Consider the following 12,922-nt stretch of genomic DNA (forward strand, 5'->3'; position numbering starts at 1 on the left):
GTGGCGGACACCAAGCCTGCGGACATGGTGCTGTCGGGTGGCGGCGTCAAGGGAATCGGTCTGGTAGGGGCCGTCGTCGCCCTGATGGACGACGGGTACCGCGCCGAACGGGTTTCCGGAACGTCGGCGGGGTCCATCGTGGGGGCCATCGTGGCCGCTGCGGCGATGGGCGATCAGCTCAGCCCGGACGATGTCAAAGAGCTTGCCCTGCAGTTGGATTACCGCAAGTTCACCGATGCGGGCCCGGTCGAGCGGGTCCCTGTACTGGGTCCGTCGCTGGCGGTGTTGCGCGGTACCGGCATCTACAAGGGGGACTACGCCCACGACTGGGTGCGCAGCCAACTCGGCCATCTCGGTGTGCGCACCTTCGGTGACCTTGCCATCGACGATGAGGACCTGCCGCCAGAGCGGCGCTACAAACTGGTCGTCACCGTCGCCGACGTGACCACAGGCCAACTGGTCCGGCTGCCGTGGGACTACCGCAGGGTTTACGGTGTCGATCCCGACGAGCAATCGGTCGCCGACGCCGTGCGCGCCTCGATGTCGATCCCGTTCTTCTTCCGCCCTGTCACACTGACCGCGTCGAGCGGGTTGACCTCCACGCTGGTCGACGGCGGAATCCTGTCGAACTTCCCGATCGACTCGCTCGATCGCCACGACGGGCGTCCGCCCCGCTGGCCCACTTTCGGCGTCACGGTGTTGCCGAACCTGCCTGCGGGCAATGACAAGGTGATTCCCGCGTTGGCGTCCATCCGGAAGTTCGGCGCACCGCACCTGCTGGAAGATGTGATCACCACCGCTCTGGTCGGCCGCGATCAGGCGTACCTGAACGAGCCGTGGGTCAGCGCTCGCACCATCCGGGTCGACTCGACCGACGTCGGCTTCCTCGACTTCGACATCTCCGACAACGAGATCGAGGCGCAGTACGCGAAGGGATATGCCGCGACTGAGCAGTTCCTCTCGGCCTGGAACTGGCAGGCCTACCTCGACCGCTTCCGCTGATGGCCGACGATCTCGCGGCGATCTTGCCGCTGTCATCGACATCCGCCGACGCGGCCTTCGTGCCGTTGGCGGGGGAGGCGCCGTTGGTGCGCGTCGCCCGCACCATGTGCGGCGCCGCGGTGGTCGCCGCCGCCGAACCGTTGGCCGACCGTGCCCGGGAGACCCTTGCCGCTGAGGGGCTCTCGACGATCTCCGTGGTGACGGCGGCCAAACCCGGCTCGCGCGCGCAATGCGTTGCCGCCGCGCTGGAGTCCTTCGCGCACCGTTCGCCTCATGTACTGATTCACGACATCCGCAGGCCGTTGGCACCCGTGCGCGTGCGCGACAGGGTGATTGACGGGTTGCGGGCAGGTGGTTCTGTGGTGATGCCGATGCTTGCGCTGACCGACAGCGTGAAGACCGTCGACGCGCGCGGCGCGGTGACCGGCACCCTCGATCGCTCGCTGTTGCGAACGGTGCAGTATCCGCGCGGCTTCACCGCCGATCAACTGAACCGACTGCTGGCGACGGACACCACCGACGACTTCGACGAACTCGACGCGGCGCTGCGCACGGATACCCCGCTGACCCTTGTCGATGGCGATCCTGACGCATTCGTTGTCGAATTGCCAAGGGACGCGCACTATGTCGAGGCGATTATCGCCTGCCGGCTCGAGTGAGCAGTCGGGCCGCGACGGCCACGTCCTCGGCGTAGGTCACCTTGAGGTTGGCCTCGTCGCCCGCGAACGTGCGGACCTGCTCATCGGTGTACTGCTCCATGCATGACGAGGTGTCGGTGCCCTCGAACCCGTCGACGGCGGCCGCCAGGTACGCGCGCAGCAGGGGTCGAGCGCGAAACGCCTGCGGGGTCTGCACCCGGACCAGCGTTCGGCCGGTCGCCTCGACGCCGGACGGTCCCTGACGGACCACGTCCGATATGGGCAACGCCGGTATCGCACCGCCGAACTCGCGCGCCAACGACAGGGCGCTGAGGAACATGCCCCGTGTCGCCAACGGGCGGGCCGCGTCGTGAATCAGCACCACGTCGGCGGCACCGGTGTCGATGTCGGCGGCGAGATAGCCCAGCACATTGAACTCCGAAGCGTGCCTGGTATCCCCGCCCTCGACGAGTTCCACCGCCACACCAGGTAACTCCGCGGTGACGGTGTCGCGGGCCACGTCCAGTTCACCCCGCCGGTGCACCAACACGATTCTGGCGATCTCGGGGACCCCCGCTACTGCGCTCAGCGACCACGCCACCATGCTGCGACCTGCCAGCGGCAGATAGGCCTTGTTGCCGTCGGCGCCGACGCGGGCGCCAAGGCCCGCGGCGAGCACCACGCCGACCACGTACGGCCGCTGTGGCGTACTCATCGACCGATCACTCCGCCACGTTGAACGCCTTGATGATCTTGGTCGGCTTGATGCGCACCACGATCTCGCCCGGCACAGCATTGCGTCTGCCGTATTCCTCGGCCCTGTCCGCGCCCATGTAACGGCCACCGGTACGAGTTGCTATGTCGAGGACGTCGTCGGGGTCCTCGGCGATCGTCGCGACGCCTTGGACTTGGACGAACGAGTACGGCGGGCGGGAGTCGTCGACGCACATCACCACACGCGGATCACGTACCAGGGCACGGCCTTTCGCAGTGTCCTTGCCGGTCAAGAATGTCAATCCGCCGTTGTCCACGACGAACCAAACCGGCGCTGCCAGAGGACGACCATCGGATGCTAGGTAGCCCAGCAGTCCGGTGCGCGTGCCTTCTGACAGGAATTCGACGACATCGTCGGAAAGTTGTTCCACGCCATCACAGTAGGCTGCGGTAACGACGGCGTCGACGTTCAGTCCTCCGCGTGGCGGTTGTAGTCCCAGCGTTCCAGCCGCGTCTGCAAGTCGTACACGCCCAGTGCGGCAAGCGGTGTGCCGATGGACATGCAGATCATGAGCAACGCGTTCATGGTTCTCTCTAGTCGTTCTTGGACTTCCTGACCGAATGAAGCGTATGTATGGACCGCATCGAGCCGCACGGGTAACTGGCTACCTGCTTTTCCGTTCCGCCGCTCAACGCATCACGCGCCGCCCTGCGGATGGCGCGGTAGCGCTGACGCTCGGCGTGCGCCCATGGTTCGGACCACCCGTCTAGAAGCTCACCGGCACGAAGCAGCGGAAGGAGGTCGGACACGAACTGCGGATCGACGGGCTCGTCGCTGCCGAGCAGATGCTCGATCCGGTCGGCAGCGTCGTGCCAGTCCACCGACACCTCCGACGCCAGCGCGATGTACTGAGGATCGATTTCGAGGAGTGGATCTGCACCAACCGGCCGAAGCCGCCACATCGTGGACCGCAGACTGGCGATCGCTCGACGCGTCTGAGCGTGCGGCCACAACATCGCGCACACCCACAGCCTGTGCACCGGCCTTCGCTTCAGTGCGACAAGGGCGACAAGTCGCTGGCACGCCGGAGGTAGCTCAATGGGCTGCTCACCTCGCTGAACGGCGAACTGTCCGAGCAGCTTGAGCGCAAATTCTTCCGACATATCTTGATCGTCGATCTGGTTGCCGAAGAAGACATGCGTAGTCGACTACCTGTTTTTCATGGCACGCAGTTTCGCCGCCGCCCTGGCCTGTTCTCCCGGAAGAACTGCGCGGCTCTGCGGACCGACTCGTGCACCGGCTTCGGTTGCCAGCCCAGTTCTCGTTCGGCTTTCCCATGGTCGAGCGCCAGATGTGCATGAGCCGGACGCTGCGGCTTGTCAGCTGAAAATCGCGGCGCAGCGCGCTGCGCGCAAGGTCGCCCGCGTACCCCATCACGTACATGGCCCACAACGGCATGCCGAACGGGGCGGATCGGCTCCTGCCGCATCTGCAGCAGTCTCGTACAGCTCTCGAACGCTGATCGACCGCTCTGAGATGATGTAGCGCTCGCCATTTCGGCCCTTCTCGGCGGCCAGCAGCAGTGCCTCGGCCGCGTCCTCGACGCCCACCGCCTCACCTGTCCAGCCCTTGACGTAAAACGGCAGCTTTGCCCGCCGCGGCGAGCGCAAGCTGTTTACCGTGCGGCGTCGGCTGCCAATCGCCCGGCCCGTAGGTGTTCGAAACGCACATCGCCACAGCGGGGAGCCCACGATTTTCGCCGGCGCCCAGTACGAGGCGTTCGGCCTCCACGCGCGAGCGGATATAGCCACCACCTCTGTCGGCCCAGTTGAACTCGTCCTCTTCGGTGGCAGGCCTGTCCTCGGCCGGGATGCCGATCGTGCCGATCGTGCTGGTGAAGACGAACCGTCTCAGGTCCGCCTTCGCGGCCGCACCGAGGACATGGCGCAGACCCTCGACGTTGGTGCGAAAAAGCGGACTCGGGTCACGGAGCCAGGCGCGGATGTCGACGACGCAGTAGAAGACGTCGTCGCACCCCGCCATGGCCGCGCGGACCGCGTCGTGATCGAAGATGTCGCCGTAGCGGCACTCGACGGCACCCGCGTCAACGAGGTCCTCGATGGCCTTCGTCGAACTGGTCGGGCGCAGGATGACCCGCACGTCGTCGCCGCGTTGCACCAGCTGCCGGGTGACGTGGGAGCCGAGGAAACCGCTTGCGCCCATCACCAATATCTTGCCACCCGCCATGAGGTGAAATGTAGCTGTGAGAGGACTCAGACGATGACCGACGCGCACCCACAGCCGCCTTCGGTGCGGGCGCACCGGATTCGCCGGATGGCGGGGCGTGACCCATACGAGGAACACCGGGTGGCAACTCCGTTGGAGCTGCTGTTCGACCTCACGTTCGTCGTCGGGTTCGGCATCGCCGCCAGCGAGTTCGCGCACATGCTCGCCGAGGGCCACGTCGGTGCCGGTCTGCTGGGATTCTCGTTCGCGACGTTCGCGATCTGCTGGGCCTGGATCAACTTCGCGTGGTTCGCGTCGGCCTATGACACCGACGACTGGATCTACCGGTTGATGACCATGCTGCAGATGGTCGGCGTGATCGTGTTGGCGCTCGGCTTGCCGCAGATGTACGCGTCGATCGAGCACGGCGGCCACGTCGCAAACGAAGTGATGGTGGCGGGCTACGTCATCATGCGGATCGCGTTGGTGGCTCAGTGGTTACGCGCCGCCAAGCAGGACCCAACCCGCCGCTCGGCGTGCCTCACTTATGCCACTGCCGTCACCATCGCGCAGATCGGTTGGGCCGCGGCCATATTCATCCACACCTCGCTGCCCGCCACCTTCGCGGTCGTGGTGGTGCTGATCGGCATCGAGATGCTCGGTCCGCTCCTCGCCGAAGTCAGGATGGCCGGGACGCCGTGGCACGCACACCACATCACCGAGCGCTACAGCCTGCTGACCATCATCGCGCTCGGTGAGAGCGTGGTGGGAACGGTGGCCACGGTCTCGGCAGCGGTGAGCGCGCAGGGCTGGTCCTACGATGCGATCTTCGTCGCGGTGGCCGGCATCGGACTCACCTTCGGCATGTGGTGGACCTACTTCGTCGCGCCACAGGCCGATCTGCTCCACGCGCACCGCGAGCGGTCGTTCTTCTTCGGCTACTTCCACATCGTGACGTTCGGCTCCATCGTCGCCACCGGAGCTGGTCTGCATGCGGCGGCCTACTACATCGAGCACCGCTCCGAGCTCGGTTCGGTTGCGACCGTGCTGTCCGTTGCCGTGCCGGTGGGGATATACACGCTGTCCGTCTACGCGTTGTATGCGCGGCTCGCTCGCACGGTCGACCCCTTCCACGTTCTTCTGCTCGTGCTCACCGCCGGGGTGCTCGGGGGCGCGGTGTGGCTTGCCGCATCGGGCATCTCGATGGCGAACTGCCTGTTGGTCGTCACGCTCGCGCCGATGGTCACGGTGGTCGGCTACGAGACGCTCGGCCATCGGCACGCTGCGGATGTGATCGCCAGAAACCTCGAGGGCTGACCGCCGGTCGGCGGTTTTGCCTGGCTGTCGCCGGGGTAAGCGTCAGAGAGCCGTTCGAGGTCGCACGGCGAGGTGACCGACGTCAGCCGCTCGCGCCACGCGAGCAACTCGAACCGCAAGGTCAAGACGCGGCCGCGGTCCGTTCCTCGTCCACTGTCGAACCTCGTCGATGCCGCCTCGACGGCTTTCACCTCAGCGTCAACCGAGGAGCCACGATGCCGAAGACAACCAAGAGCGGTACTGCCAAGAAGAGCGAACTACCGAGCACGCTGCAGAAGTCGTCTGCCAAGGCGCAGCGCACTTTCGCCAAGGCCCATGACGCGGCGGTCAAGGAGTACGGCGAAGGTCAGCGTGCGCACCGCGTGGCCTATAGCGCGTTGAAGCACAGCTTCGAAAAAGTCGGCGACCACTGGGAGCCGAAATCTCAGAAGGGACCGTCGGATTCCCGTGCCCGCAGTGGCGGACCGAACCCCAAGGGCGACTCTGCTGAGGGGGTCAACGCCAACTCGTCGAAGAAGCACCTCGTCGATGTCGCGCGCAAACTCGACATTTCGGGCCGAACCACCATGAGCAAAGACGAATTAGTATCCGCGATCAAAAAGGCCAATCGACGCGCCACGGCACGCAACCGCTAGCGGTCAGCGCGCCGTCGGGTGCGTGTCGACCGTTTCCAGCAGCATCGCTTCTTCCTCGACGCGCATCAGCCTGCGCGCTTTTCGCCGGGTGATCAGGATGCCGACCACAGCGAGCACCCACACCGCATACTGCACCGTCCACGCATGCCGGAACGAGGCGAACGAGAAATCGCCTGCGGCGTCGAGGATCAGGCCCATGGCCTGCATGACCAACAGCGAGGCAACGAAGCCACCCATGTTGACCATGCCTTGAGCAGTGCCCAGCGTCGAACTCGGATTGAAGGTGCGGGCGAAGTCGAAACCCACCATCGATCCCGGGCCGCCGACGGAGATGACCACGATCAATGTGAGCAGCAGCCACAACGGGGCTCGATGCGGGAGCGCGAGCACAACCGTCCACGCGATGGCGTTGGCGGCGATGATGCCCAGCACGAGACGCGAGCGCCGATGCGGCACTCGTCCCGTGAAGATGCCGATGACGATGCCGGCCGAGATGGCGGCGACCACTGAGATGGTCAGCAGACCGCCCGCGGCACCAGTCGAAAGCCCTTGTGCTTCCGTCAAATACGGCACGCCCCACATCAACGCGAAGACGGTGACGGAAAACTGGGTGCCCATATGGGTGAAGAAGCCCAGCCGGGTGCCTGGCCGCATCCACACCGCCTTGACACTGGCCAGTGTCTCCCGGACGGAGGTGATCTGTGTCGGCAGCGCGGGACCGTTCGGTGTGTTCTTGACGAATGCGACTGTCAGCGCCATCGACAGCACGCCGAGTGCGGCCACTGACACGTAAGCCGACGTCCAGCCCGCCCCCGTCAGCAGCGCGAAAAACGGCACCGCAGAAAGCACTTGGCCGAGCTGGCCACAGATCCCCGTCAGCTGTGTGACGAGCGGCACCTGCTTGGCGGAAAACCAGTACGGCACCAAACGAAGGACGGAGATGAATGTGACCGCGTCGCCGAGGCCGACAACCGCACGGGCGGCGACGGCCGTCGGAAGCGATTCGGTGAAGGCCAGCACCAATTGACCCAATGCCATCACAGCCGCGCCGGACAGGATCAGCGCCTTGGAGCCGAACCGGTCCAGCAGCAGGCCGGCAGGCACCTGGGCGCCCGCGTAGACCACGACTTGAAGCACCACAAAGGTCGAAAGCACACTCGGGCTGGCACCGAACCGATCGGCGGCGTCCAGACCCGATACGCCGAGCGTGGTCCTGTCGAGGACAGCGACGATGTATGCGAGCAGTCCGGTGGCCCAGACAATCCAGGGACGCACACCGAACCTTTCGCTGGGGGGAGTCTCGACGTCGTGCAACACGCGGTGGCTCCATGATGTTCCAGCGACCCGCCGACGCGCCAATCCAGCTGGCGTGAAATCACTCACCTCGGACACCCGAATCCAATGGAAATCGGGTTGGCTGAAACTGCGCATGGTCGTCTCAGCCGAATTTGACGACTCTGCATCAGAGCAGATAGGACCGCCTAGCACGGGTAGCTAGCAAACTGTGGTATGACGGTCTAGACTTCGCTCGCAATAAACAGTAGGCGGCTACAGTGGTCGCATGGATTGTCGCGGTGCAAACGCCAAACGCGTCGGGACGCGCGGCATTGGCTGAGTACCGACTGGACGAGTTGGCGCGTGCCTCAGGGGTCAGCGCCCGCAATATCCGCGCCTATCGGGAGCGGGGCTTGCTCGACCCCCCGCGACGGGTCGGCCGATCGGCCTACTACGACGATTACCACCTGTCGCAGCTGAAGACCATCAATCAACTGCTGCGCCGCGGATTCACCTCCGCGCACATTGCGGAGTTCTTCACCAGCATGCGTCAGGGCGCAGACCTTGCCGACATTTTGGGCATTCAGCGGGCGGTGCTGGGCCCGCGAAGCGACGAGGCCCCTTCGCCGGCGCCCAGCGACGCGGGCGCCGGGCGACTCGACGCCGAGTCCGATGAGGCGCACAGGCTGATCGACTGCGGTCTGGCCGACATCGTCCACGGCGAGGTGGTGTTGAAGGACAGCACGATCGGAGCCATCGTCGCGCGCAGCCCTGATCCGGTGCTCTATGCCCGAGCGATCGTGCGACTGTTCGAAGCGACGCGCCACTGCGTCGACGACCTGGCCGCACATCTCGTCCACACGCTGGAGGAGTTGTACGGAGCCCGGTTCGGCACGAACCACGTGCCCAAGCGCGAGGAGATCGCGGAAGTGAGCCGCATCGTGCGGGACTACCGCGATCTGGGCACCAGAGTGGTCGCCAACAGCCTCCAAGAGGCGGTGCGCGAGCAGCTGATCACGGCGGTGTCCGACTTCACTGCGGGCATCCTGCTGAGCGGTGACCAGGCCCCGACAGAGTCGTAACGGCTACACCCTGGTGGCTGCCGGGTCTCCACCGAACCGTTGCGCGAGCCATACCGGGATGATCGCGACGACCGTGAGCGCGGCGGCGACCACATTGATCACCGGAGCCTGATTGGGACGGAACAGGTTTCCGAAGATCCAGATGGGCAGCGTCTGAACTGTTGGGCCCGCGGTGAACGTGGTGACCACGATTTCGTCGAAGGACAGCGCGAAGGCCAGGATGGCACCCGCCACCAACGCGCCGCGCATCATCGGGAACGTGACGTAGCGGAATGTCTGCCACGGCGAGGCGCCGAGATCGGCCGACGCATCCTCGAGGTGGCTGCCCAGTCGCCGCAACCGGGCCTGACTGTTGTTGAAGACGATCACGATGCAGAACGTCGCGTGGCCGACGATGACGGTGGCCAGGCCCAGCGTGACACCCAGCGCCGAGGTGAACGTCGCGTTGAGCGCGATGCCGGTGACGATGCCAGGCAACGTGATCGGCAGTACCACGAGGAAACTCACCACGTGGCGACCGAAGAATTCGTAGCGCTGCACTGCGAATGCGGCCATGGTGCCGAGCACCAGCGCGACGGCCGTCGCACCGAGGCCGACCACCGCCGAATTGGCCAGCGATTTCCACATGCCCTGACTGTTCGCCGCGTCGATCCACCACTGGAACGTGAAGCCGCTCGGTGGAAACGCGAACGTCCGCGACGCATTGAAGGCATTGATGACGACCAAAAGCAGTGGGGCATAGAGGAAGGCGAGTACGAGCAGGACCCACACCCGTACCACTCGGCGCGCCACGGCGGACAGCATCACACGTTCTCCAGTGCGCCGGTGCGCCGCATTGCCAACAGGTAGGCGATGATCGCGACGAGGGGAATGATCGAAAGCGCCGCCGCCAACGGCTGATTGTTGGCGGTGACCAGTTGGCCGTAGATGATATTGCCGAGCATCTGCGTCTTGCCGCCGACGATCGTCACCGCGATGTAGTCGCCCATCGACAGCGAGAACGTGAAAATGGAGCCTGCCGCGATGCCGGGAAACACCAACGGCGCCACCACCATCCGCAACGTCGACGAGTCCGAGGCGCCGAGGTCAGAGCTGGCGTCGATGAGCTCGTCCGGGACGCGTTCGAACGCCGCGAACACTGGTATCACCATGTAGGGCAACCACAGATAGGTCAGTGTGACGACGGTGGCGGTCAGTCCGTAGCCGGGACTGTAACCCGTCGCCCACGCCATCGGGCCCGCCGGGGAGAACAACATCCGCCACGCGTAGGCCTTGACGAGATAGCTCGCCCACAGTGGGGTGGTCACCGCCACCACCAACGCCAGTCGAACCCGCGGCGATGCGATCTTGGCCATGTAGAACGCCAACGGCACCGCGAGGAGTGCGCAGAGCACCGTGACGGCCGACGCGATCAGCAGCGTGCGCACGGTCGCGATCCGGAACACCGCCTCGGTCGCCACCCGGACGACGTTGTCGCTGGTGAACCCGCGGACCACTGCGCCGGTGAAGGTATCGGTGCTCCAGAACGCCGAAACCAGCAGCACCGCAAGCGAACCCAGGTACGCCACCAGCAGCCACGCCATCGGTGGCAGCAGCAGAAAGGCCAGACTGATCCGGCGTGCCAGAGACGCAGAGGTGATTGGTGCCGCCTGCGCGCGCTGCGTCACCCCTTGATCTGTTGCCACTTGTCGACCCACTCGTTGTAGGCCGTGCAGTTGTCACCGCTGCCGTCGACGCAGTGCTTCTGCGGCGTCGTCCAGTAGTGGATCTCTGCGGCGAACTTCTCGTCAGTCGCGTGGTAGATGTCGCAGAAATCCTTCTGGGTGGTGTGGTCACAGGCCTTGGTCTGTGCGGGCGCCTCACCGAAGTACTCGGCCACCTGGGCGTTCACCTCAGGTGATGAGATCCAGTCCATCCACTTGTACATGCAATTCGGATGGGCGGCCTTCGACGAGAGCATCCAGGTGTCGGACCATCCGGTGGCGCCTTCCTTCGGCAGCACCGTGTTGACCTGGACCTTATTGTCGGTGCCGATCGTATTGGCGATCACCTGCCATGTGGTGCCGATCACCGATGTGCCCGATTCGAATGCCTGCACCTCTTTGGTGTAGTCCGACCAATACTCACCGATGTTCTCGCGCTGCTTCTTGAGCAGATCGACTGCGGCGTCGAGTTGTTCGGGCGTCAGCGAATAGGGATCCTTGATGCCGAGGTCGGGCTTGGTCTTGGACAGGTACAGCGCCGCGTCGGCGATGTAGATGGGGGAGTCGTAGGCGGTCACCTTGCCCCTGTACTTGCCGGCGTCGTCGAACACCGCGGCCCATGAATTCGGCGCGTCGCGCACTGCGTCGATGTTGTACATCAACAAGTTGGCGCCCCAACCGTGCGGAATCCCGTACATCTGACCGTCGACCGAATTCCACGGCTTGTCCTTGAGGAACGACGAGATCGTCGCGTAGTTGGGCACCAGATTCGTGTTCACCGGTGCCGCGTCGCCCGCGTAGATCAATCGAAGGGTGGCGTCGCCGGAAGCCGAAACCCCGTCGTATTGACCACTTCTCATCAGCTGCACCATCTCGTCGGAGGTGTTGCCGATCTTCACGTTCACCTTGCAGCCGGTCTGCTTCTCGAACGGGGTCACCCAGTCGACACTCTTGTCATTGGACCCGTTTTCGGCGTAGCCGGCCCAGGCGATGAGATTCAGCTGGCCTTCGCCGTTGCCGACCGACGACAGCGGCTCCATCTTCGGGGGCGATTGTCCATTGCCGCCGCTGGGCTCTTCAGATTTCGAGCAGCCGGTGAATCCCAGGACCAGGGTGGCGCAGGCGACGAGCGCAAGGCCGAGTCGCACGGGCGTGGATGTCATCACTACTCCTCGTATTTCAATTGGTGGACTGCCTTTTCGGGCCAAGCCAACGTGATCGGTGTTCCGTGGTGCAGATCGGGCGGCAGCCATGTGCTGGCTGTCAGTACGGTCGCGGTCAGTGTGACGTCGGGTGCCGCGACCGCTGCGATGCGGGTCGTCGGGCCCGCGTAGATGACCTCGGACACCGTGGCCTCGACTGTGCGAACGCCTGGCACCGGATCGGTGCCAGGACGGAACACCCCGATACGTTCCGGCCGGATGACGAACATGCCGGGCCTGCCCATGAGTGCTTCGGCGACCGCGCCGTCGAGCACATTCGACGTGCCGACGAAATCGGCGACGAAACGATTGGCCGGGTTCTCGTACACGTCGCGGGCGATGCCGACCTGTTCGATGCGCCCGTTGTTGAACACGGCCAGTCGATCGCAGAGAGTCAGCGCCTCGTCCTGGTCGTGGGTGACGATGACGAACGTGATGCCGACTTCGCGCTGGATCGACTTCAATTCCAGCTGCATCTGTTCACGCAGCTTCATGTCCAGTGCGCCGAGTGGCTCGTCGAGCAGGAGTACCTTCGGTCGTCCGACCAACGCACGGGCCAGCGCCACCCGTTGACGCTGGCCTCCGGACAGCTGAGCCGGGCGGCGTACCGCGTGGTCGGTCAGGCGCACCATGTCGAGCGCGTCAGCGGTGCGGCGTCGGCGCTCGGCCTTGGGGACGCCTTTGACCTTCAGTCCGTATTCGACGTTCTGCGCGACGGTCATGTGCGGAAACAGGGCGTACTCCTGAAACACCGTGTTGACGTCGCGGTGCCGAGCAGGCAGCGCGGTCACGTCGGCGCCGCCGAGTTTGATCACGCCGTCGGTGGGCTGCTCGAACCCGGCGATCATCCGCAGCACCGTGGTCTTGCCGGACCCAGAGGGGCCGAGGATCGCGAACAACTCGCCGTCGGCCACCGTCAGGTCAGCGCCCTCGACGGCGACCACGTCGCCGAATGTCTTGCGGACCCCGACCAGCTCGATCTGCGGATCGTCAACCGCGGCAGCTACATTCGCGGCCGGTCGTGAGCTGACTGTCCCCGAGGGCATGGCTCATCGTAGGAATACAACCGTCCGGGCGCATTGTGAACGCGGATTTCGTGATCAGGCCCCCCTCGCGCCACTGGTTTC

13 protein-coding genes and 1 pseudogene are annotated in these 12,922 nt (G+C 64.9%); 5 read left to right on the forward strand and 9 right to left on the reverse strand.

Annotated features, from left to right (window positions below; all coding sequences use genetic code 11):
- Positions 1 to 24 precede the first annotated feature (24 nt).
- Together ACGFK1_RS18230 and ACGFK1_RS18235 are read left to right on the forward strand one after the other, a co-directional pair.
- Positions 25 to 1,002, forward strand: coding sequence for a patatin-like phospholipase family protein (locus tag ACGFK1_RS18230; protein ID WP_393432371.1), 978 nt, complete (start codon positions 25 to 27; stop codon positions 1,000 to 1,002).
- Positions 1,002 to 1,661, forward strand: coding sequence for a 2-C-methyl-D-erythritol 4-phosphate cytidylyltransferase (locus ACGFK1_RS18235; RefSeq protein WP_393431919.1), 660 nt, complete (start codon positions 1,002 to 1,004; stop codon positions 1,659 to 1,661). Before ACGFK1_RS18230 ends, ACGFK1_RS18235 begins: the two co-directional genes overlap by 1 nt.
- On the opposite strand, the gene ACGFK1_RS18240 is transcribed toward ACGFK1_RS18235, so the two are convergent.
- The 4 genes and pseudogenes from ACGFK1_RS18240 to ACGFK1_RS18255 form a co-directional block, all read right to left on the reverse strand.
- Positions 1,639 to 2,355 carry a 2-C-methyl-D-erythritol 4-phosphate cytidylyltransferase gene (locus ACGFK1_RS18240; RefSeq protein ID WP_393431922.1) on the reverse strand — a complete coding sequence of 239 codons (717 nt, stop codon included), beginning with the start codon at positions 2,353 to 2,355 and terminating at the stop codon, positions 1,639 to 1,641. The two genes, ACGFK1_RS18235 and ACGFK1_RS18240, sit on opposite strands and share 23 nt — an antisense overlap.
- A 7-nt stretch (positions 2,356 to 2,362) precedes the next feature.
- The gene (locus ACGFK1_RS18245) at positions 2,363 to 2,785 is read right to left on the reverse strand and encodes a PPOX class F420-dependent oxidoreductase (RefSeq protein WP_393431924.1); all 423 of its coding nucleotides are present in this window, start codon (positions 2,783 to 2,785) and stop codon (positions 2,363 to 2,365) included.
- Between the two features lie 163 nt (positions 2,786 to 2,948).
- Positions 2,949 to 3,518 (reverse strand): transcriptional regulator, encoded by a 570-nt coding sequence (locus ACGFK1_RS18250; protein WP_393431927.1) that lies wholly within the window; start codon positions 3,516 to 3,518, stop codon positions 2,949 to 2,951.
- A gap of 56 nt (positions 3,519 to 3,574) precedes the next feature.
- Positions 3,575 to 4,602 (reverse strand): annotated as a pseudogene (locus ACGFK1_RS18255) (NAD-dependent epimerase/dehydratase family protein).
- 33 nt (positions 4,603 to 4,635) lie between these two features.
- On the opposite strand from ACGFK1_RS18255, the gene ACGFK1_RS18260 reads away from it, so the two are divergent.
- Positions 4,636 to 5,898, forward strand: a complete 1,263-nt coding sequence (locus ACGFK1_RS18260; protein ID WP_393431929.1) for a low temperature requirement protein A — start codon at positions 4,636 to 4,638, stop codon at positions 5,896 to 5,898.
- Between the two features lie 215 nt (positions 5,899 to 6,113).
- Complete coding sequence (locus tag ACGFK1_RS18265) at positions 6,114 to 6,533, forward strand: ChaB family protein (protein ID WP_393431932.1); 420 nt, start codon at positions 6,114 to 6,116, stop codon at positions 6,531 to 6,533.
- Positions 6,534 to 6,536: 3 nt separating this feature from the next.
- Here the strand turns inward: ACGFK1_RS18265 and ACGFK1_RS18270 are convergent, their stop codons facing one another.
- Positions 6,537 to 7,808, reverse strand: a complete 1,272-nt coding sequence (locus tag ACGFK1_RS18270; protein ID WP_393432374.1) for a nitrate/nitrite transporter — start codon at positions 7,806 to 7,808, stop codon at positions 6,537 to 6,539.
- 299 nt (positions 7,809 to 8,107) lie between these two features.
- On the opposite strand from ACGFK1_RS18270, the gene ACGFK1_RS18275 reads away from it, so the two are divergent.
- Positions 8,108 to 8,890 (forward strand): MerR family transcriptional regulator, encoded by a 783-nt coding sequence (locus tag ACGFK1_RS18275; RefSeq protein WP_393431935.1) that lies wholly within the window; start codon positions 8,108 to 8,110, stop codon positions 8,888 to 8,890.
- Positions 8,891 to 8,893: 3 nt separating this feature from the next.
- On the opposite strand, the gene ACGFK1_RS18280 is transcribed toward ACGFK1_RS18275, so the two are convergent.
- The 4 genes from ACGFK1_RS18280 to ACGFK1_RS18295 are packed head-to-tail and all read right to left on the reverse strand — an operon-like array spanning position 8,894 to position 12,841.
- Complete coding sequence (locus ACGFK1_RS18280) at positions 8,894 to 9,694, reverse strand: ABC transporter permease (RefSeq protein ID WP_393431937.1); 801 nt, start codon at positions 9,692 to 9,694, stop codon at positions 8,894 to 8,896.
- Positions 9,694 to 10,575 carry an ABC transporter permease gene (locus ACGFK1_RS18285; protein ID WP_393431939.1) on the reverse strand — a complete coding sequence of 294 codons (882 nt, stop codon included), beginning with the start codon at positions 10,573 to 10,575 and terminating at the stop codon, positions 9,694 to 9,696. The genes ACGFK1_RS18280 and ACGFK1_RS18285 overlap by 1 nt, the downstream gene beginning before the upstream one ends.
- On the reverse strand, positions 10,554 to 11,756 hold the full coding sequence (locus ACGFK1_RS18290) for an ABC transporter substrate-binding protein (protein WP_393431942.1): 1,203 nt from the start codon (positions 11,754 to 11,756) through the stop codon (positions 10,554 to 10,556). The genes ACGFK1_RS18285 and ACGFK1_RS18290 overlap by 22 nt, the downstream gene beginning before the upstream one ends.
- 2 nt (positions 11,757 to 11,758) lie before the next feature.
- Entirely contained in the window at positions 11,759 to 12,841 is a 1,083-nt protein-coding gene (locus ACGFK1_RS18295; protein ID WP_393431945.1) for an ABC transporter ATP-binding protein, read from the reverse strand.
- Between the last annotated feature and the right edge of the window lie 81 nt (positions 12,842 to 12,922).

The organism is Mycobacterium sp. NPDC048908 (genome assembly GCF_043197955.1).
GTDB lineage: Bacteria > Actinomycetota > Actinomycetes > Mycobacteriales > Mycobacteriaceae > Mycobacterium.